The organism is Vibrio cholerae ATCC 14035 (assembly GCF_000621645.1).
Taxonomy (GTDB): domain Bacteria; phylum Pseudomonadota; class Gammaproteobacteria; order Enterobacterales; family Vibrionaceae; genus Vibrio; species Vibrio cholerae.
This window is the reverse complement of sequence record NZ_JHXR01000002.1, coordinates 166,432-187,708: the sequence shown is the minus strand read 5'-3', so window position 1 is coordinate 187,708 and position 21,277 is coordinate 166,432. Positions and strand designations below refer to the sequence as shown.

Genomic DNA, 21,277 nt, shown 5'->3' with positions numbered 1-21,277 from the left:
TGCAAATAATTACCGTTTTGTGTTTGGTGGATTTTGGCTATTATTTGTCCGCTTGGTCTTGAATTAGGAATAAGTCACTAAAAAGACAATGATTTATCTCTACACTTGAGCTACATATGAAGTAAAGAATCTCGAAGGAAGGAGTGGAGCCATGGCGATTCAGCATCTGAGTTTTGAGCAGCTCTACCAAGTCGCAAAACTGGAAAAGCTAGAGTGTAAGTCAACCAAAGAACTTGCACCGATCGATGAGATCGTTGGACAAGAGCGAGCGCAGAAGGCGGTCGAGTTTGCGATGTCAATCAAAGAGAAGGGATACAACATCTACGCGATTGGCCGCAATGGGCTAGGCAAGCGTACTATGATTTTGCGTTATCTCAGCCGCCATCAACACGATGTCAATAAACTGTATGACTGGTGTTATGTAGCGAATTTTGAGGATGTGCGCGTACCTAAAGTGCTGAAATTACCCTGTGGGATAGGCATTCAATTTCGTCAAGATATTGAAAAACTGATGACCAAACTGGTCACGGCTATCCCATTGGCATTCGATAATGAAATCTACTTCAGCCGTGCTGAAAAGTTAAAAAACCAGCTTGCACAAAAGCAAGAAAGTGAACTGGAAAGCATCACTCGCACCGCAAAAGAGCGGGGAGTGAGTTTAACCTTGACTCCTCAAGGGGAGTATCAATTTGTCGCTCTAAACGGTGAGGAGATGCACACGGAAGAGACGTTTGATGCGCTCTCTAAACGTGAGCAAGAGCAGTTCAGTAATACGATTGATGAGTTGGAAGTCAGTTTGCGCAATATGGTGCGTCAGTTGACCGAGTGGGAAGAGTCATACAGTGAGAAAATCAAAAAACTGAATGATGAGGTCACTTTAGATGTGATTGCCCACTTTATTAAAAAACTGAAGCTTGATTACAGTAAGTACCCAGAAATCAAGGCGTATTTGACCGAGCTGCAAAAAGATATTGTGGAAAATGTCGAGATTTTTCTTGATGAAGGCGGTGACCAAGGTGAGCTTGCGAATGCGTCTTTGGATAAAAAAATGCCACGCCGTTATAAAGTGAACGTGCTGGTTAGTCGCAATGCTGAAGAGTTTCCCATCGTGGTTGAGGAGAGCCCAAACTACCACTCTCTATTTGGCTACATTGAAACTGCGACCTACAAAGGCACGGTGTTTACCGATTTCTCTCTGATCCGTCCCGGCAGTTTGCACAAAGCCAATGGTGGTGTGCTGCTCATGGATGCGGTAAAAGTACTCGAACAGCCTTATGTGTGGGATGGATTGAAGCGTGCGCTGCGTTCGCGTCAGCTCAGTTTCACTTCATTGGAAAAAGAAGTCACACTCACTGGCACAGTTTCGCTCGATCCCGAGCCCATCCCGCTCGATGTGAAAATTATCCTGTTTGGTGACTACCGCACCTATGAATTGCTGGCGCATTATGATCCCGAATTCAGTGAACTGTTTCGCGTGACAGCAGACTTTGCGGATGAAATGCCGCGTGATGCCGATTCAGAGCTGCACTATGCACGCTTTATTTCCAGTATTGTGCATGATGCCAATATGCTGCACTGTGACCGTAAAGCCATCGCGCGCATTATCGAGCACAGTTCGCGCACCACGGGCGATCAAACCAAACTGTCGTTACACTCGGCCCATATTGCCAATTTGCTGCGTGAATCTAACTATGTGGCGAAACAGGCCAATGCGAATTTGATCCGTCAAAGCCATGTTGAGGAGGCATTGCGTAACCAAGAACTGCGCGTGAACCGCCTACAACAGAGCATGATGGAAACCTTCGTCAATGGCACCACGCTGATTCAAACTGAAGGGGTGGCTATAGGGCAAGTGAATGCGTTGTCGGTGTTGGCAACCAGCGATCACGCGTTTGGTATGCCAAATCGAATCACGGCCACAACGTCATACGGTGAGGGAGAGATCATTGATATTGAACGCAATGTCGATCTTGGTGGCAGTATTCACTCCAAAGGGGTGATGATTTTGTCTGCGTACCTCAGTTCGGTGTTTGGGCGCACCGCACGTATTCCGTTGACCACTACCATAACCTTTGAGCAATCCTATGGTGGGGTGGATGGCGACAGTGCGAGCATGGCGGAATTCTGTGCGATTGTTTCTGCGTTTTCGAAACAGCCGAATCGACAAGATATCGCGATTACCGGATCCATGAACCAGTTTGGCGAATCGCAGCCGATTGGCGGCTTAAATGAGAAGATCGAAGGCTTCTTTGATGTGTGTACCATCAAAGGACGCAAAGATACCCAAGGGGTGATCATTCCACGCTCTAATATGCATAACCTAATGCTGCGCGCTGATGTTGTGAAAGCGGTGGAAAAAGGTGAATTCCATATCTGGGCGATTGATCATGTGACCGAAGCGATCGAGATTTTCACTGGCAAACCGGCTGGCGTCGCAACTGATGATGGCAGCTACCCGGTGGACACCGTATTTGGTCTTGCTCAAGCCAAACTCAACGCATTACGTAAATAAGCCTCCTCTCTCTTTACCCATAGTATGAACACAACAATAAGTTGTGTTCATACTTTTTCATATAAAAATACAAATTGTCATTTATGCAGCGTTTGTCATTTTTTTGGCTCATGTTCTGTATTTTTGACGTTGAATTATTCATAAATACCTGAAAAATAACCCTATTTAATGTGGACAAATTTGTGATTAAGATCTAATATTTTGGCGATTTTTTGTGCTGGGAATACTCCCATTTGCATGGATGCGTGCATTGCGTTTAAAGAGGTTAAGCATGCCATTTTCGCTGAAAAACTTGTCCATTCGGCTACAAGTCCTACTCCCTGTTTTATTTACTATGATTGCTTTGGTGATTGCTCTGTGGATCACTAAGGTCAACTTAACTCATGAGCAACAAGCGATTGCGGATAACACTCATGCGTTGGTACGTTATAAAGACACCATCGCACAAATCGACGATACGATTTATCCGCTGCGAATTAGCGCTGTGTATGCAATTTATGATGCTGAACGCCGTAATAACTTCATCGCTGAACTGCGAGAGGGTTTGACGGAAGTGCAATCTGCTCTGAGTTCAATAGAGCAAGATGCACAATTTAGCCGTGATGTTCCTGTGGTGAAACAGTCTATTGAAATCTACGTGGCTGAATCACAGAAGATGGTTGCGCTGTTTAATCGTTTAGACCAAGGCTTAGCCACGCGAGAAGAAGCGAACGTTTTCATCCAGAGTTTCCGCGAGACGGGGAATCGTATGATCAGTGCGATCAATGACTTGTCTCAGAAAGTGAACCACTACGCGACTACGTCTATGGAGCAGAGTGCGCAAAGCAATGCGGTTGTGATGCGCAATGCGATGATCACCGTGCTCTCGGTATTGATGCTCTCGGTACTTGCGGCTTGGCTGCTATCGGGGCAAATCGTTGCTCCTATCAATAGCTTGCAATCAGTGATGCGTAAGTTGGCACAAGGTGATCTCTCTGTAAAAGCCGATGCGGACGGTGAAAATGAAATTGCCAAGTTGAGCCAAGATGTGAATACCACCGTCACACAGCTGTACACCACTGTTGAGCAACTGACCCGTATTAGTGAAGAGGTGGCATCGGCTTCGACAGAGCTTGCTGCGGTGATGACTCAAGCGGAATCCAATGCGCAGATGGAACTGATGGAAATTGAGCAAGTGGCTTCCGCAGTGAATGAACTCGCGAGCACGGCAGATAACGTCAGCGATAATGCTTCTTCTGCGGATGCAACAGCGCGTGAAGCCGATGAGCTGGCAAAATCAGGCCTTGCGATTTTCAAAGAGAGCAGTCAAGCCAGTGAACAGATGGCGCTGGCTCTGAATGATGCTGCGCGTGTGGTCCTGCGTTTGAAAGAGCAATCTGAGCAGATCAGCAACGTGATTGAAGTGATCCGTGGTGTGTCGGATCAAACCAACCTGCTGGCATTGAATGCGGCGATTGAAGCGGCTCGTGCAGGTGAATCTGGCCGTGGTTTTGCTGTGGTTGCCGATGAAGTTCGTATGTTGGCTGCGCGCACGCAAGCCTCTACGAAAGAGATCCAAGCGATTATTGAAGAGTTACAGACTCAATCAACAATGGCGAACGACAGCATGCAAACAAGCTTGGATATGTTGACTCAAAATAAAGCGCTGACGGCCAAAGCCAATGACGCCTTAATCGGCATTACAGAATCGGTCTCGGATATTAATGATTCGAATGCCCAAGTTGCCACCGCGGCGGAGCAGCAATCTCACGTGACGCAGGACATCAATCGTAACGTATCGAACATGTCGACTCTCGTACATCAGAACGTGACGGGTATCAGTCAGAGTGCTAGCGCCAGCAATGAGCTTTCGCACCTTGCGGAGAAGCAAAAAGCGCAGCTCTCTTTCTTCAAGCTGTAAAGAAAAACGAAAATTTAGCGATCCACATACAATCAAGTGTTAAACGCTGAATAAACGATGAAAAAGCCGTAGGATAATACTGTTCCTGCGGCTTTTTTCTTTTTCTTCAGAATTGATAACTGTCTGTTTAGGAAGAGATTAATTAAGTCATTGTGATATTTATTTCTGTTCTTATTGCTTTGTGAAATTCCGCTATCTTTGCCCATTTTTTCTCTTTATATTGAAGAAATAACAAACAAAGTGTGATGTCCAGCGCCCAACAATGTCAGGACTTAAGGGAAGGGAAAATATGGGGAAAAGTAAGGAAAAAGGCATAGAAAGTAGTGAGAGTTTATTTCAGTGGGAAAGGGTGGGTCGATTCAATTTTCCTGTCTGGACAGTACTTATTGGCACTTTATTTGCGCGCACCAGCTTTTTTATGGCTTGGCCATTTTTAGTCGTGTTTCTGTATCAAGATTATCACGCGACAGCGACAGAAGTGGGGGCCATGTTGGCAACATCGGCACTGGTCGGCTCGTTAACGGGGCTCTATTCAGGGTATCTTTCTGATAAGTTTGGCCGCAAATGGGTGATGGTCAGCGGTACCCTGATCGCGACGTTTGCTTACACTGGTATCGGGCTTTCAAATCAAATCTGGCAATTTTTCATCATGATCGTTTTAACTGGATTAATGCGCCCTATGATTGAAGCGCCCGGCAAAGCGGTGATTGGGGATAACTTACCCGATGAAAAAGATCGTGAATTGGCGCTCAATGTCCGTTATTTTCTGCTTAACCTTGGGGGAGCCATTGGCCCATTAATAGGAATTACCCTTGCGCTTGCTCATCCGCAAGTGCTGTTTATCGTCACGGGCATAGCGTATTTTCTGTTTGGTTTATGGTTGCTCGCCACTTTGGAGCGTAAAGGACGTTTCCAACAACCAGATCGCTCACTTCTCCCCAATTTTTCTGCCACTTTACGTGTGATCAGTAAAGACAATGTGTTCGTTAAAATGATGCTGGCTAACTTCCTGATGATGTTTGTTTATGGTCAGGTTGAGTCCTCATTGCCGCAAGTGATTGTTCGCTCTGGGATTGCGGATGCGGCTCAGTTGGTGGCCGGGTTAGTATTGGTCAATACCATGACCATTATTTTATTCCAGTTTCCGACATTGAAACTGTTGGAAAGCGTGCCGTTGTTTACACGTACGCGCTTGGGAATGGCTTTGATGGGGCTTGCGCAAGTCGGTTTTATGTTCACCCCTGAAGCTTTTCCATTAGGTTGGTATTTGGCTTGTTTTGTCTTGAGTATGGGGGAGGTGATCGCATTTCCGACGCTAAATGTGCAGATTGACCGTTTAGCCCCCGCTCATTTACGAGGCTCTTATTTTGGTGCGGCAGCGCTTTATTCGTTAGGTTTTGCGATTGCTCCACTGGCTGGAGGTATGATGATCGAATATCTCAACGCACAGTGGTTATACGGGCTCTGTTTTGTTTTGTGCTTAGCCATGATGGGTTTGTACTACTTGGCGCAGCGAGAGCAAGAAATGGGGGAGAAAGAGAGATTATCTCGTGCAACGGAGTGTTAAACGGGAGGCTATTTTTCGTTGAAGTGTTCGGATAACGCCGAGCGTCTAAGCTGCGCGGCGTTATTTCCCTGATCACTGACAGTATGTTCAAACCCTTGGCGAATAAAACGCTGCACAGGGTTGATCGGTTGAGTTCGTTTCAATTGTGGCGAGTTAAAGGTACCTGAGAGCTCGTAAACGAAGATGCCATTGCCAGTACGAATGGTGATGGCAGCTCCGTCAAATTCAAAGTTGGTACTGATCAAGCGATCATTGCGATAGACACCTTGTTCATTAAAACGCAGCACTTCGGTTTGGTAATTCGGTGCACCGATTTCAATCCAAGAACCGAAAACGTGTTTAGGATTCACGTAGTCTTGATAACTCACGTAGAGCAGCATAGCAAATGCCACCCCGAGAATAGAGAGTGATGACCAGAATACAGATTTAAAGACCAGCTCTTTTGACATTTTCTCACTTGGTTTATGACAAACAACGGTTTATGGCAAACAAATAATCACCCAACGCTCAGTGTAGAACTTGATACCCTTCCTACTTGAAGTTGCAGCGGTGTTGGCTGCGTTCGTTCACTCCAATCACATAGTTTGCCTATGCTCATGGGGATTCACTGACTTGCCGCCTACCTGCAACTCCAAGTCGTTTGGGTATAGTTCATGGCGTTAAGGGCATCGGATAACCCAAAATGTTGGATTTGGCGACAAGGCATCGTGCCTTGGTTTATGCCGCTGCCTAGCTTGTGCTAAGCGACCTCTAACCGCAAAAAGCATACGGTAAAAGCGTGATTTTATCCTCAAATAAAATGAGTGCTTCGTGAGGAATGTTTCATATCCGATACCGAGTCAATGCTCTCACCCTTGTTATGAGTATATACCTCCTAGCAAAAGGCGTATTGCTGGCACTTGTACAAAGTGAAGTGATGGGTTACAACTCTCGCTTGAATTTTGCAGTCAAACGACTGTAGTGATTGATGACAGACAGGAAGAAAAAATGATCAAGGAAAACGTGTATTTTGATGGCAACGTAAAGTCACTGGGCTTCAGCCAGCAAGATGGAGAGAGTACGGTTGGTGTGATGGCTCCTGGCCAATACACTTTCGGTACTGGTGCACCAGAGCGCATGACGGTAGTCAAAGGTGCGCTGACTATTAAGCGTGTCACCGATGCTGACTGGGTTACCTTTACTGCAGGTGAAGCGTTTGAAGTGGCGGGTAATTCCTCTTTTGATCTGCAAGTGGAAGTCGCGACCGCTTATCTGTGTGAATTTTTGCCTGCTTAAGTTGAAAAAAGCCACACCTTTACAGGTGTGGCATACTCTCTCCAAAGGCCAGTCGATGGCTGTGCATATTGGTTCCAGAGAACTTTGTCACTGACTTACTGCCTACCTGCAACGCCGAGTCGTTTGGGTATGAAACATCAGTAGGTCTCAAAATGCCCTGCATTGTAATCGCGGATCGCTTGCTCAATCTCAGCCATGCTGTTCATCACGAATGGTCCATAATGCACAACGGGTTCATCGATGGGTTGCCCCATTAAAAGCAAGCTGCCGCAAGGTTGCTCTGCACGCAGGGTGAGCTGTTCTCCGGCTGTCAGCATGGCCATGTGTCCTGCTTTGACCGACTGTTTCCCAACGTTCAGGCTCCCACGATAGACGTACAACATGGCATTAAAGTGAGGCGGTGTGTTGATGCTGATGTCTTGCCCCGCTTCTGCTCGCCAATCGACAACGGTGGCAGGCACGCCAGTATCGGTTAATGGGCCTGTTATCGTTTGATCCTCAATCTCGACGGAACCGGCAATCACGCGCAGTAAACCTTGTTGTGGATGATGGTGTTCAACAATACTTTCAGGCTGGAAATCTTGATATTTCGCAGGCGACATCTTGTTGCGAGCCGGCTGGTTAATCCAGATTTGGAAGCCGTGCAATTGCCCTTCTTGCATAATCGGCATTTCACTGTGGATCACGCCACGTCCTGCTGCCATCCATTGCGCGCCGCCGGATCGTAATTCGCCCACATTTCCCATCTGATCTCGGTGCTGAAAATGCCCTTGCAGCATATAAGTCAAGGTTTCAATACCGCGATGTGGATGAGGCGGAAAACCACCGATGTAGTCGGCTTGAGAATCGGCTTTCAGTTCATCGAGCATCAAAAACGGCGAGAAATTGGGGCGTTGAAATCCTGCAATACGCTGAATTTTGACACCATCACCATCTGAGGTGGGTTGTGCGGGAACTGTTTGGCGAATTTCGCGGTCTTTAGTCATAAGACTTCTCCATTGCAGACTGAGCGATGATGAGGGAAATTGTAGATAAGCCAGAGATGAATGAGCAGCAGGGGAAGTTGAGCTTCATATTCGAGAAATTTGAATGATTGGGGAGTGATGGTGCGGGTCAGCCTAAGATTAGCCGTTACACTCAAGACGAAGGACAACGCATGAATGGGAGGGATTGCCATGGCTATTTTGCCCAAACATAACGATCGATATCCGAATTACGATCCAAGCAAAGATCTGACCAAAGAGCAGTTGCAGCGTTTCACGCAGGCGGCGAATTCTGCCCAGCATAAGCGTGAAGAAATACGCGAGGCTGATCCTAGCTTTATGCAATACGCTAAACGGACGGCGTTGAAACAGGTGGTTAAACCTAAGCCTGATAAGCCTAACACCGCTCGCTATGCAGCCTGGATGGCCGTCTTTGGCGCAGTATGTTTATGGCTGATGTACATGTTTGGATGAGCTTAGTGCGCTTTTTTCAGTGGAGTTACGTTAGGAGCCTCAACGGGCTGACTGCCTAATACGGTTTCTACAGCCGGAGGGAAAGCGGCATCATGGTAATAGCGGTACTGATTTTTTCCACCGTGTTTAGCGGCATACATGGCTTTATCTGCGCAGCGGGTTAGTTCCGGCAGAGTGATCGCATCTTTGGGATAAATAGCTGCCCCTATACTCACCGTGAGGTTGTTGAGCATATCCGTCTCAGGATAGCGGTCGACGAAGAGATTACAGATACGGTTGAGAATATTATCGAGATCACGCAAATTTCGCACACCATATAACAAGAGCACAAACTCATCACCAGCAAATCGAGCAATGGAATAATCATGTTGATTGGTGGCTCGATCTTTATTACGAATATTATTGCGTAGACGGTGTGCAAAATGTTTTAACACCTGATCGCCAACATCATGGCCGTAACTGTCATTAATGCGTTTGAAATTATCAATATCCAGAAAAACAAGCGCGGTAATGGTATTCGAACTCTGTTGTTCTTTGAGCTTTTCTGTGGCCCAAGTTTCAAAGCTCCAACGATTGGCTAAGCCCGTTAACGGATCAAGATAAGCCAACTCTTCAATACCTTCTTGGTATAGGGTATGAATATAATTGATCGCTTTTGAGAAAAAGAAAGAAGCGGTATTACAGATAATCGTCAGCGTAAATAGACTTACTAAAAAATAGGTCTGTGCAATAGGGTACGAGCCAGTTTGTGCCGGATTAAAAAGGATAGAGGCGGTCATCGCTAAGCATATCGCTGCACTGTAAACCAAGCCTAACCGAAAAGGGTTAATCATGACTAAAGTGGTGATGAGCGGATATAACCATAAGAGATGCGATAATTCATGCTGAGCATTGCTGACTAAGGCCAGCGCATAAGTGAGCAGAATTAATGACAGAATTAAATCGGCTTGAGTGTGTAATTCGCGGTGACGATTCAGCGAAATCATATTCAATAAGGTGACAATACCGCTTAATAACAATAAACCGGATGACAGGGGTTGATGGTTAAAATAGTAGTAAAGGGCAAACCCAAGAAAAATAGCGGTAGCAACACCAGAGCTGATCAGGACAATATGCTGCTTACGAGCAAAACGCATCTCTGTCATCTCTTTTAATTGGTTGCCAGCAAAGCTATCCATCCAAATTCGATCCATTCGGTAAAGTTAGCTAAAGTTTAGATGATATTGGCTTGTTTGAAGGCGAAAAATAACGAAATAGTGTGATTTTATTCATCTTTTTGATATGCAACTCTACATTCTTCATTTAATATAATGATGCTTGTCCAAATTACATAAAAATAATCTACTACTTTTGTCTGTTTTGATTTTTTTGGAATTCATTACGTAACCAACTTCTTAGTGTCAATACCGCTTCAGAACGCAATGCTTCAGGTCGGCAAGCGAAATAGTATCCCTGATCGGGATGAGTCACGGGCTGACCAATTTCTTTTAAAATCCCACTCTCCAATTCTTGTTTAATAAACAGTTTGTGGGTGACAAAGACGCCTAAACCACTCAATGTGGCTTGCAGCGCTTGCGCTGATGCCGAAAAAGAAAGATTGCGCTGTTGTGGCGGTGGCGTGACTTGATTGGCTTGACACCAAATATCCCAATCGGTTTGCCGCCTTGGATTATTGACAAAAATCGCTGGAAATTGAGCTAATGCTTGCTTGAGAGGCATGTTCGCCGAAATCATGTTTTGGCTGATGACCATTACCAGCTCATCATCGGCTAATTGCTCACAATAGTAGTCTTGCCATTCGCGCCATTGACCGTGGATTAAAGCAACATCGACGCCTTGCTCCTCCAAAGAAAAAGCACCGGTTAAGGTTGAAATGCGTACATCAACATCTGGCGCAAAGGCTTGAAAACTGCTGAAGCGTGGAATCCACCAGTGAAGAGCCAACGAGTTGATCATATTCAAGGTGATACGATTGGAGTGCATGGGTTTGAGTAAAGATTCCGTCGCTTCGACAATTTGCTCCAGAGCGGGCGCTACTTTTTGGTAATAGCGTTTGCCTGCACTATTAAGGACAACTTGACGACCTACTCGATGAAAAAGGGGCTGACCGAGTTGTAATTCCAATGACTTTATCGCTTGGCTGATGGCCGAGTGACTGACGTTGAGTGCATCTGCTGCAAGTGTCATGCTGCCTGTTTCTGCCACAGCGACAAAAGAGTAGAGAGATTTTAAGGGGGCCAATTTACGCATAAAGTGATCTGTAAGTATCTCTAACAGGTTTGGTCAATATTACTCGTTATTTTTTATCCGGTCATCTGCTTACAATTGGCGGCAATGTAAGGAGAGTTGTATGCCAAACCATGTTTTACCAGTGTTATTTATGTTGTTATCTACCTTTAGTTTGTCGTTAACCGGTTTACTGACTCAATATTTGTCGCACATTATCCCCATCACCCTATTGGGATTTTTACGTTTTATTATTCCGGCGCTATTTTTACTGGTTGCAATGAAGTTGACCCACTTTCGTTGGCCGCAGAGAAACATGTGGTTTTCTTTGTTGATCCGTGCCGTTTGTATTGCGGGCAGTCAGCTCTGTTTTATCTATGCATTGCAATCCCTTTCGCTGGTGGAAAGCGTCGTGCTATTCAGTACTGGTCCACTCTTCATTCCTTTATTGGAAAAGTGGTTATGGGGTGGTCAATTGGCTTGGCGCACGGTGCTGAGTGTGTGCATTATCTTCGTTGGAGTGGTTATGCTGGCAGGTAATACGGGCTCAATTGAGTGGCGACCAGAATTGCTTGCAGGTCTGAGCGCAGGTTTATTTAATGCGGGTTCGCAGTTAAGTTTGTATCGTGCAGCGCAAAGTGACATGCGCTCGATAGAAATTCATGGCTGGACATTTTTGGTCGCAGCGTTATTACTCAGCCCATTGTTATTGTTGGTGCCTTGGAGTAGCGATGTTGGGGCAAGTTTAGGGATGAGTTGGGATATCTCAGGAGCTGTGACATTCGCGGCTTTATTGCTCAGCGCCATCCTCGTCGTCAATACGCAAGTATTTCGCGCAAAAGCTTATCGCTTAGCGAAATCGGGCTCGCAACTGGCTCCACTTATCTTTACGAATCTGCTGTTCAGCGCCCTATGGCAAGTGCTGTTTTTTGATGTCGACTACACGCTCGCCCAGCAAGTCGGGCTGGCAGTGATCATAGTCACCACTGTGATTAATGGGATTCTACCTCGCTTAACTGAGCGAAAAACCAGATTAAAATCCGCTTAGTAATATGACTGGTCGAGGCTTATTTCATCCTTGGCCTTTTAATGGATTGGGTGCTTTTTTGATTAAGCCATAAGGCAGATCAGCAAAGACTTTGGAGTGCTTACCTGCCAGCGGGGCTGGGTTTACCGAACGCCAATCAAGCAGCATAATGGCCAACACATTACGGTGCTCACCGAGGGATAAATTGAAATCACCAGAAGTGGAAGGGATCATTCCTTGCTCTTTATCGACGGCCGCTTGAATAAACTGGCGGGTTTTGAGTACCACAGGATCATCTTCTAGCCCTGCGAGTAGGAAGGCAATGCCGACTTCGGCCACAATGTCTGGCTTAGCGCGCAGCAAAATAGTGTCTATGTTGGCGCGGAAATAGTCGTAAATCCACTGATGTTGCTGCTGACTCACCGGATGTTGGTAGTATTCTGAGTCCGCAAAGATAATATGCGTCATACCAGTTTATTGCCGTATTGTTGGTCATTCAGCTCACAATCACGCTGATCTGGATAGGTATCACGAAAGGCTTGGATAAAAGGCTCAACCACGTCTTGTTCACCGAGTTGACGTAACCAATACACCTGATTGGCTAATTGTGCTGCCCAAGCTTCAATCATCGCTCTGTCTGTGGCGTAGGGTGTGAAGTCATACCGACGTAAAACTTGGCGCAGCTTGGCGTCTTCCTTATGTTGCAGCCCATATTCGTTGGCGCGAGCCATTGGGCCGAGCAAATCGATCCCGAGATAGAGATACTCCGGCATCGTTTGCGTCGCGGCGAAACGGCGTTGAGTGCGCTCGTCATCACTGTGTTGATAGCGTTTTAGACGCTTCTGAGCGTAACGTTGAATTTGCTCAGGCGTGTTCACTTCAGCGGCAAAGTAGTTCAAACCGCTGGCGACTCGTGATAAATCACTACCAATCGCCGCCGCGTATTTATCATCTAAGGTTTGGCGATACATACGCAGTGCATAGTGACCTTCTTTAAAGCCGGGCAGTGTAAACAGTTGGCTTTCATAAGTTTGTTTAATGAGGTTAGCGGTTGCTTGAAACGAAACGGGGGCGACTACGCTTGGTGATGGCGCTATGTCGTGGCCTAAGTGTTCGAGAGAATTCTGTGCGCGATTTTGGGCTTTGGGCGGTACCTCCAAAGGATGAGTTTGTGCGTAGCTCGTAAAAGTGGGAAGAATCAGTGCCGTGATAAGGCTAGAGACAACCGCTATTTGAGTTTTGTTCATCATGACAGTATCCGATCAAATTTGCGCATTTTTAGACCAAAAAACTCTAGCGCAGCGGAGCTGGGTCGATGTGAGGCTCTGGTTAGTGGTATGTCAATAATCCGAGTTTGTGTCAACACGTCTCATTTATCGACAACGTAAGCGATACGGCATCAACACTTTGAATTACTATCCCCTTCCTACTTGAAGCTGCCGCGGTGTTGGCTAGGTTCGTTCATCCCAATCACCTAGTTTACCTATGCTCATGAGAATAAACTCAGCCTATCTGCAACGCCAAGTAGTTTGGGTATTAAAGAATATTACGGAAAGTAAGATTAATCCGTGTTTGCTTGGTTTGACGAGTTTTAGGGATAGCGTGTTGCCAGAAGTGCTGAGTGTTCCCTGCCATAATCAGCAAATCCCCATGATTCAATTCGCATTCGACTTGCAACGCATGATCCTTGTGATGGCGCAACAGAAATCGGCGACTCTCTCCTAAAGAGAGGGAGGCAATTACCGGATTAGAGCCTAATTCTGGCTCATTGTCTTGATGCCAGCCCATCGAGTCTTGCCCATCGCGATAAAGATTCGCGAGTACAGAATTAAAGGGGGCTTGTGCGGCCTGTTCGCACTGCGTCTTTAAAGTAAGCAACGGTGGCGGGAAGGGTTGAGCAGATAAAGAGAGACCTGAATAACGGTAGCCTTTTTCTCCATACCAAGCGATAAGTCGCGGTTGAAGCACGCTTTTACCAAATAGACGAATACTTTTCTGCTGCCAATCCAAGTGTGTGAGCATTTGCTGAAAAGCTTGGTCGGCTTGAATCGGGGTGAGAAATTGCGGAAACCAGTAGAGTAAACCATCAGTTAACTTTATCTCGCCAGAAGCGGAATGAGTATCCAAAAACAGTTTTTTCATCATGAGTTATATTTACAAATTTATAATCAGTTAGTTTCTTTATTGTACATTTGCGTTAATCTATTAAATAAGCTCGTCGTGATATTTGGATGGCTTATCTTCTTCGCTACTGTAAAGCAGGCCGTGTTTGAGTAGCGATAAGTTGTATGCCCTTCCTACTTGAAGCTGCAGCGGTGTTGACTACGTTCGTTGACCTCAATCACATAGTTTATCTATGCTCAGGGAGATGAACTGACTTTCCGCCTACCTGCAACGCCAAGTTGTTTGGGTATAGTACGCTTGCGAATGGATCTGTGTGGTTCACTCAGTAATCAACAAACAATAATAAAACTGAGGATTGAGGGATGGGGTTAACCTCGCACAAATATAAGTATGTCTCAATTTATTTTCTCGCCTTACTCTTTTTGGGCATTGCGGTTATTGAATCCCTTCATATTAGCCATACACGTGATCTACAAGAGGGTTTACGTCAACAAGCTAAAGAAGATCTTTCCATCGTACGTTTTCAATTAGAAGCTGAGATTTTGGGTGATATCTATACCGTAAAAGGTTTAACAACCCTGTTAACCCTAGATCCCGACCTCAATATCTATCAATGGGAGCCGCTTTCAGCGGCGGTGATCAGGAATAGCGATCACTTACGCTCATTAGGTATCGCCCCTAATGATGTGGTCGCTTTCAGCTATCCGCTTCCTCAAACCAATGCACTACTCGGTTTGGATTACCGCACCGTTCCTCAGCAGTGGCAGTCAATAAAAAAAGCACGTGAAATCAAACAGACGTTCGTCTCTGGACCTGTCGATCTCGTTCAAGGTGGGCGCGCGCTGGTGATTCGAGAACCGATATTCTACGACCCACCGAAGGATACGCGTTATTGGGGGGTACTGAGTGTGGTGATGGATTGGGATTCATTGCTTTCAGCAACCAGTATTTACAGCTTTGGGGAGCATTTTCAGGTTGCGATTCGTGGTTTAGACAGCCGTGGCAGTGAGGGGGACGTGTTTTTTGGAGAGCCTCGAGTATTTGAGCACGCTTTTGCACAAGAGAATGTCTATTTCCCTTACGGAAGTTGGCGAATTGCGGTCGCTGAAAAGCAAGATTTACTACAGCAGTTATCTTGGTATACCCGAAATGCAGTGCGCTTGTTGGGATACTCGGTGTTATTGGTATTGATGGCAGGCTTTGGCGTTATCATGCGCCTTTATCAAGTCGCGGAGGAGCGTGCGCTACATGACCCTTTAACCCACTTGCCGAATCGGCGCTATTTTATCTATACCATTGAACACTACTTTGAAAATGCTAAGCGCTCTCATAGCGAAGGTAACTTTGCTTTGTTGAACATTGATATTGGCCGTTTTAAATCTATCAACGATTCCCATGGACATAGCGCAGGCGATAAAGTGCTGGTGGCTTGTGCGGAAAGAATTAAATCGAGCCTGCGGGTTTCCGATCTGGTGGCGCGGATTGGGGGGGATGAGTTTCTCGTGTTAATTCCACGAATTCATCGTGAACAAGACGTGCTTAAAGTCAGTGACAATATTTTAAAAAGGATTTCTGAAACGCCCATCGTTTATGACGACAAGCTTATCCATGTTCGTGTAAGTATCGGATATGCTTTGTATGACCAGTCGTTTGCCACACCTGATGAAATGTTCAAACTGGCCGATGAACGTATGTATACCGCTAAGCGTAGGCAAAACCCACTCTATCGCTTTTGATCTTTACCACGCTCGCCTTTGCATTTTGCAAATTTTGATTTTGCAATTTGCAATAGAAATCGCATTTCGTCATTCGTTTATGAGTGTGGTTGTAATGAAACTGTTCGTTTTTTGCCCGATTTTCATGCAAAAGTCGCTAATGAAAAGTTGGCACGTAATCTGCATTTATTAGATTGACCCTTCTAAGCCGAGGGTCACCTAGCCAACTGACGTTGTTAGTGAACACCATTGTTCACACTTATAGACGGCCAATCACACTTCTTGTGGTTGGCCTTTTTTTTATTCACCACATTCGCCATAGCATCTTGGCTTTCGTGGACAAACCGCACCGCGTGAGCAAATTAATCTCGCTTCATTCTCGATACCTCGTTCAACCCAGTTGATGTTGAGAATTTTGGCGATAGTGCGCAAATCACGTTTAATCGGCGCTGGAATCGCGGTAGTTCCTCCTTTCTGCACACAACTCATTTTGAGCTCTTGAGCAATGGCGAGAGCGTCCCCACCTTGTGCATTAATCGCAGGATTGAGGTCGATGCCCGCACACAAGACACGGTTGTTGCCGGCAGGATCCACAACATTGAGTGATTCACAACAGTAAATTCGAGGCTCGTCGCCCACAGTTAAAATCGAAATTTGGGCTGAACTGCCTTGCTGTGGTTGTGAAAGACGACGAAAAACGGCCCAATGCTGACAAGGATCATTCACTTTACGCATATTTCCCCAAGGAAGTGGGATACCATTTCCACGGTATACGGCCTTGAGTTTCCCTTCACCATAGGCATCAAAATAGTGCCAGTGGGGATAGGGCGAAACGACGGTCATCCGCCGCATGGCGACAGAAGGTGAGACTCCCGCTTTCTGATGAACGCTGATTTCATATCCGTTACGATCGAGCAGTTGCCGGAAGGGCACCTTAGGGCACAGCAGTGCCCCAGCAAAAAAGCTGGATTCAAAATCTCGCCAAGCTTGCAAGATATCTTGTGAATTCAGCTCTGAAGAGGGGGAGGTTTCCACCATCTCATCCCACCCTTGAGTGTGGCCGACGGAGAGGACACTTTTTAGGCCATCTTTGTTGTGCAGCACATTATGTCCGATATAAACCGCAAGGTCATATTTCAATCGCGTTGGGTATTCACGCAGGATCTCATTTAGGTAAATGCGGCCTGGCGGCTCAAAAAAAGAGGTAACGAGCTGTTTGGCACTCACCCCAAGTTCGTCTGTTACATCATGCGGCGTACGCTTTACCCAACGCACGTCCAATCCAAGCCCTTTGGCAATGTCCAGCAAATCGGTGACAGATAAATTAAGGCGTTTTAGCCCCACCTCTTCTGCAGCGCGTTCAAGATCTGGGAAATGATTTTGCAGACTTTCTTGATGGGCTCGGATCAAGAGATGAGCAAATTGGCGGCCAGTGATCCCAGTTTGCGAGAGCATCTCGGGAATAGCGATTTGTAAAATATCATTGGAAAACAAAAAACTGGGCTCAAGAGCCATTCCACTAATGCCACCACGATTGCCTTTTTCGGGAGTGATATCAATTTGCTCTGGCTCATCATCTAAAAACCAGATGGGATCTTTTTGAAACACTTCCGCGATCACTTCCAGCATCTCAACGCTCGGTACTCGTTTTCCGCGCTCAATCATAGAGAGATAAGAAACCGATGGTGCGTATTCAGGGCTAACACGAATGCAGCGCGCAGAAAGATCCTCCATGGTTAAGTGGTTCCTTTTCCGAAGGTTTCTGACTTTAGTGCCCAGAAAATGGGACTGTCGAACAAGACTTTTAGACACACTCATTTTGTAAAATTCACATTGTAAAATTTTTGTTGTGAAATTGTAGTCAAAAATCCGCTAGTCTTCCAAGTAAGCGAAGTCACAAATCCGGCGAAAATATCGCCAGTGTCTTTGCAGCAAAATGACATTGAATCTGGACGAGGGAACGACGATGAACATGCTGACGTTTGATAAAACAGAAATCCAACACCAAAACAAACCCTTTATCGCTGAAGCTGTGTTCGCCGTAGAAACGGTCGCCGCCAATCAACAGCGTGAAAAACAAACCAAAGCCAAACAGTTATTGGATCGTCTGTTTCCGCTTGAAAATGGTACTCACCAAGATGTGACCGCATACGTGATAGATTACAACCATCTGCTCGCTTACTTTCAAGATGGACGTCATAGTGGCTTGAAATACCCAAAACAGTTTGTGGCGTTTAATGGCAGTAAAGAAAATCCAAGCCATCTTCTGTTTCGTGATGGGCAAGGTAGTCATGTTGAAATGACATTAGGTTGCCAGCGCGGCACGGGTTGCATTGAGTTACGAGAAATCGCAGACATTCAATTAGAAACGTGCACAGTACTCAATCATTCTAATGACCACGCACAGCCAAGCACCACTATTCGCCACTGGGTAAGTTTGATCAAAGGCGATGAACAAGGTCGACCACAAGCTCGTATTGAAGAGAAAGAGTATACAGCTCGAAATGGTGACGAATATTTCCTCGGAGACTGTTTTTCACATTAATCCGCCATCGTATGAAAAAGCCAAGAGTCAGTAATTCTTGGCTTTTTTGTGGCAATTTGGAGCTGTGTAACTTTTCCCGTGCCGTCGATTTACAACGTGTGGGTACGTATAGCAGAGTTTAGAGCGGCATGACTCGATTGCGGCCCAGATTTTTCGCTTCATACAGCAATCCATCCGCTCGACCGATAAGAGACTCCAAAGAGTCACCTTCAATCTTTTCTACTACACCAAACGAAGCGGTAATGCTACCGACCGATTGACCGCTACGCCGATCTTTTACGGTGAGCTTTTCTATTGAACGTCGCACCGATTCAGCAAACTGGCGTGCAATACGCAGCGATTTGTGCGGAGCAATCAGTGCAAACTCTTCACCGCCATAACGATAAGCTGTCACGCCGTCACGGCATAGGCTTTGAAGACGTTTGGCGATCGCACGGATAATTTGGTCACCAAACAGGTGGCCATAGTTATCATTAAGGGCTTTGAAGTGGTCGATGTCGAGCATGATCAGGCTGACTTGTTGACCTGCATGGATCAGCGTGAACATATCGCCATCAAAAGCTCGGCGGTTATAGAGTCCAGATAAACTGTCAAACAGAGCATCTTTCTGAACTTTCGCCAGCTGCTCTTTAAGACGAGAGATTTCTAGTGTTGCCGCGTTCAGTTGATTATTTAGGAAATTGGTTGAGTGTCGAATATCTTTAGAGTCACTCACCAAGCGGCGGATCACCGTCATTACTTCTTCAATCGAGAGATTGTCTTGCTCGACGCGCTCTAAATCCTTAAAGCTTTTATCAATCACATTAGCAAAGGAACTGGTGTCACTGAGCGTATCACTCATTGAACTGCTAATTTCACCAAGAAGTACCTCAACATTCGCACGTAACTGATTAATATTGGTTTCTGCTTTGGTCGCAATGTATTGTTGGTAAAGATGTTCACCAGAAGCGGGTGGGCAAAGCCCAAAATTTTTCAATACAGAGTCCATTTCCGCATTCAGTTGCGGAATGGCTTGGTCGACGTAGGTATACCACAAGGCATAGTTCACGGGGGTGGCCGCGACATGATGTTTCATCATTAAAGGTACGACTTTTTTTAAGTTAGCCGTGGATTTTTTGAAATCTTCAGTTGTCATCACTTGTTTCGGATACGCAAGACATTTTCATAACCTTAAGATTAGCGGATTTACTGTAGAAACGCTGCAAATTTGTTCTTGCTAGAGAGGCTACTCAATGCGAGCCATTTTCCTCATCCTCGTTGAAGTGCTAACGTCAAGGAATAAAGGGAACAACACAGGATAAAACGCATGGATTCAGTGCAAAAATCCGTCATGGAATGGGCAAATGAGCTGCCTGAGCTAAATACTCTGCCCATGTCGGTACTTCATCGGCTACAACGGTTGGCGAGACGTATTGAGTTAAAAATGGAGGCCTTCTATCAACAAGCGGGACTGACCGCTGGAGAGTTTGAAGTGTTAATGACCTTGCGTGGTGTCGGTCATCCTTATTGCCTAAACCCTTCGGACTTGCAAGTGCGGTTATTGCTCAGCTCAGGGGCTATGACTAACCGTTTAACGCGGCTTGAACGCAAAGGACTTGTAGAGAGAAACCTCAGTAGGTATGACAGGCGTAACGTTGAGGTGACACTGACAGAATCAGGGCGACAACGCATCGAACTCTGGTTACCAGAGTATTGTGATTTACAGTCGAGTTTGCTCGCCAAGTTTTCCGAGGTGGAGCAAGAGACGTTATCGACACAATTACAAGAGTGGCTGAGTCATCATGAGCAACTATGGTGTATACCTGATTTGCTGAATTCTCGGCAGCGCTAGGGCTGCCGAGAATTCATGTTTTGTTTGTTACAGCAAATAGTCTTGCGATTGGCTTTGAGTTAAATACTTAACCGATCACGATTTTTGCAAACGCTGCGTCTGAAGCTTTTTGGCTCCACGCAACATGGCTTCGACTAACTCGGTGGCGTTAAATTTCTCCAACGCTTCGTGAGCGCCCACTTGATGGGCACGATCGACACAGATTTCACTGGAGAGCGAAGTGTGCAAAATACAATAAGCATGGTTTAACTGCGGATCGTTTTGCATTTCAAATGCCAGCTCATAACCATCTAATCCCGGCATTTCAATATCACTCACTAAAATGTCGATGGCGCGGTGATCGCGTGCCATATCACGCATCAAATCCAACGCCTCACTGCCATTTTTACAGATATGATACGGAATGTTGATGCTATCCAGCGCATCAGAGAGCTGTTTACGCGCAATCGAAGAGTCATCGACCAACAAAATATTGAGGGGTTTTAAGCGCTCACGCTCGATATCCGTCAACATAGGGACTTTGGTCGATTCATATTGTGGGTAGATTTTAGAGAGCAGTAACTCCACGTCTAGCAACTGCACAATTTTGTTCTGGAATCGGGTGATCCCGGTGACGAAAACATCATGTCCTGCCGTCTCGGGGGACGATTCGATTTGTCGCCAATCACACTCGATGATTTTCTCTATAGTGCGAACCATGAAAGCCACAACCGTGCGTAAGCAGTCTGTGACGATCAAATAGCACTTCTGATACTCGCTCGGTTGGATTGGACGAAAGCCAATCGCTGCGGCCATATCAATCACTGGCACTGTAAGATTACGAATAGTAACCGTTCCTATCACATGATGATGTGAATAGGGGATCTGAGTCATTGGTTGATAAGTCACAATTTCCCGGACTTTCAGTGTCCCGATAGCGAAAAGTTGCTGCTGGGCACTGAGCGTGAACATCAACATTCCTTGTGATTGGTTCGCTTTACTGACGACTTTAGCCATAATATTTTCTTTAACAGTTCGGACTCTTACTTATACTAAACGAAATTACCGTATCGGCAACGGAATGGCTTGAATTTAGTCGATATTCGACCGTTTTGTATT

At 45.9% G+C, this 21,277-nt stretch carries 17 protein-coding genes and 1 pseudogene; 9 read left to right on the top strand and 9 right to left on the bottom strand.

Going from position 1 to position 21,277, the window contains the following annotated elements; all coding sequences use genetic code 11:
* Nucleotides 1–151: 151 nt before the first annotated feature.
* The 3 genes from T411_RS0102790 to T411_RS0102775 all read left to right on the top strand — a co-directional run bounded on the left by T411_RS0102790 (nucleotide 152) and on the right by T411_RS0102775 (nucleotide 5,979).
* Complete coding sequence (locus tag T411_RS0102790) at nucleotides 152–2,512, top strand: Lon protease family protein (protein WP_001007391.1); 2,361 nt, start codon at nucleotides 152–154, stop codon at nucleotides 2,510–2,512.
* 271 nt (nucleotides 2,513–2,783) lie between these two features.
* A complete protein-coding gene (locus T411_RS0102785; RefSeq protein ID WP_001116764.1) occupies nucleotides 2,784–4,412 on the top strand; it encodes a methyl-accepting chemotaxis protein in 1,629 nt (542 codons plus the stop codon).
* A gap of 289 nt (nucleotides 4,413–4,701) precedes the next feature.
* A complete protein-coding gene (locus T411_RS0102775) occupies nucleotides 4,702–5,979 on the top strand; it encodes an MDR family MFS transporter (protein ID WP_000520329.1) in 1,278 nt (425 codons plus the stop codon).
* 8 nt (nucleotides 5,980–5,987) lie between these two features.
* Here the strand turns inward: T411_RS0102775 and T411_RS0102770 are convergent, their stop codons facing one another.
* A complete protein-coding gene (locus T411_RS0102770) occupies nucleotides 5,988–6,428 on the bottom strand; it encodes a DUF2850 domain-containing protein (RefSeq protein ID WP_000032253.1) in 441 nt (146 codons plus the stop codon).
* A gap of 538 nt (nucleotides 6,429–6,966) precedes the next feature.
* Here T411_RS0102770 and ppnP point away from each other — a divergent pair.
* The gene (ppnP, locus tag T411_RS0102765; protein WP_000588948.1) at nucleotides 6,967–7,254 is read left to right on the top strand and encodes a pyrimidine/purine nucleoside phosphorylase; all 288 of its coding nucleotides are present in this window, start codon (nucleotides 6,967–6,969) and stop codon (nucleotides 7,252–7,254) included.
* 137 nt (nucleotides 7,255–7,391) lie between these two features.
* Here the strand turns inward: ppnP and T411_RS0102760 are convergent, their stop codons facing one another.
* Nucleotides 7,392–8,240, bottom strand: coding sequence for a pirin family protein (locus tag T411_RS0102760; protein ID WP_000159140.1), 849 nt, complete (start codon nucleotides 8,238–8,240; stop codon nucleotides 7,392–7,394).
* A gap of 174 nt (nucleotides 8,241–8,414) precedes the next feature.
* Between T411_RS0102760 and T411_RS0102750 the strand changes: the two genes are divergently transcribed.
* Nucleotides 8,415–8,711 carry a hypothetical protein gene (locus tag T411_RS0102750; protein ID WP_000508772.1) on the top strand — a complete coding sequence of 99 codons (297 nt, stop codon included), beginning with the start codon at nucleotides 8,415–8,417 and terminating at the stop codon, nucleotides 8,709–8,711.
* Nucleotides 8,712–8,713: 2 nt separating this feature from the next.
* On the opposite strand, the gene T411_RS0102745 is transcribed toward T411_RS0102750, so the two are convergent.
* The gene (locus T411_RS0102745) at nucleotides 8,714–9,889 is read right to left on the bottom strand and encodes a GGDEF domain-containing protein (protein ID WP_000376707.1); all 1,176 of its coding nucleotides are present in this window, start codon (nucleotides 9,887–9,889) and stop codon (nucleotides 8,714–8,716) included.
* Nucleotides 9,890–10,055: 166 nt separating this feature from the next.
* Nucleotides 10,056–10,961, bottom strand: coding sequence for a LysR substrate-binding domain-containing protein (locus T411_RS0102740; protein ID WP_001228191.1), 906 nt, complete (start codon nucleotides 10,959–10,961; stop codon nucleotides 10,056–10,058).
* Between the two features lie 100 nt (nucleotides 10,962–11,061).
* Here T411_RS0102740 and T411_RS0102735 point away from each other — a divergent pair, with 100 nt between their 5' ends.
* The gene (locus tag T411_RS0102735; protein ID WP_001132828.1) at nucleotides 11,062–11,985 is read left to right on the top strand and encodes a DMT family transporter; all 924 of its coding nucleotides are present in this window, start codon (nucleotides 11,062–11,064) and stop codon (nucleotides 11,983–11,985) included.
* Nucleotides 11,986–12,009: 24 nt separating this feature from the next.
* Here the strand turns inward: T411_RS0102735 and T411_RS01000000118970 are convergent.
* Both T411_RS01000000118970 and T411_RS0102725 read right to left on the bottom strand, forming a co-directional pair.
* Nucleotides 12,010–13,214: pseudogene (locus T411_RS01000000118970) on the bottom strand (DUF3541 domain-containing protein).
* A gap of 286 nt (nucleotides 13,215–13,500) precedes the next feature.
* Nucleotides 13,501–14,109 (bottom strand): alpha-ketoglutarate-dependent dioxygenase AlkB family protein, encoded by a 609-nt coding sequence (locus T411_RS0102725; RefSeq protein WP_000976220.1) that lies wholly within the window; start codon nucleotides 14,107–14,109, stop codon nucleotides 13,501–13,503.
* Between the two features lie 341 nt (nucleotides 14,110–14,450).
* Here T411_RS0102725 and T411_RS0102720 point away from each other — a divergent pair, with 341 nt between their 5' ends.
* Nucleotides 14,451–15,824 (top strand): diguanylate cyclase, encoded by a 1,374-nt coding sequence (locus tag T411_RS0102720; protein WP_000524735.1) that lies wholly within the window; start codon nucleotides 14,451–14,453, stop codon nucleotides 15,822–15,824.
* Between the two features lie 279 nt (nucleotides 15,825–16,103).
* Here T411_RS0102720 and T411_RS0102715 read toward each other — a convergent pair whose 3' ends face one another.
* On the bottom strand, nucleotides 16,104–17,537 hold the full coding sequence (locus T411_RS0102715; protein ID WP_000389855.1) for a DUF3612 domain-containing protein: 1,434 nt from the start codon (nucleotides 17,535–17,537) through the stop codon (nucleotides 16,104–16,106).
* Nucleotides 17,538–17,769: 232 nt separating this feature from the next.
* Here T411_RS0102715 and T411_RS0102710 point away from each other — a divergent pair, with 232 nt between their 5' ends.
* Entirely contained in the window at nucleotides 17,770–18,348 is a 579-nt protein-coding gene (locus T411_RS0102710) for an aldolase/citrate lyase/malate synthase family protein (RefSeq protein ID WP_001056770.1), read from the top strand.
* Between the two features lie 118 nt (nucleotides 18,349–18,466).
* Here the strand turns inward: T411_RS0102710 and vdcA are convergent, their stop codons facing one another.
* Nucleotides 18,467–19,483 carry a diguanylate cyclase VdcA gene (gene vdcA / locus T411_RS0102705; RefSeq protein ID WP_000206009.1) on the bottom strand — a complete coding sequence of 339 codons (1,017 nt, stop codon included), beginning with the start codon at nucleotides 19,481–19,483 and terminating at the stop codon, nucleotides 18,467–18,469.
* A gap of 171 nt (nucleotides 19,484–19,654) precedes the next feature.
* Between vdcA and T411_RS0102700 the strand changes: the two genes are divergently transcribed.
* Complete coding sequence (locus T411_RS0102700) at nucleotides 19,655–20,179, top strand: MarR family winged helix-turn-helix transcriptional regulator (RefSeq protein WP_000378740.1); 525 nt, start codon at nucleotides 19,655–19,657, stop codon at nucleotides 20,177–20,179.
* 75 nt (nucleotides 20,180–20,254) lie between these two features.
* Here T411_RS0102700 and T411_RS0102695 read toward each other — a convergent pair whose 3' ends face one another.
* A complete protein-coding gene (locus tag T411_RS0102695; protein WP_001151687.1) occupies nucleotides 20,255–21,175 on the bottom strand; it encodes a chemotaxis protein in 921 nt (306 codons plus the stop codon).
* Nucleotides 21,176–21,277 lie beyond the last annotated feature (102 nt).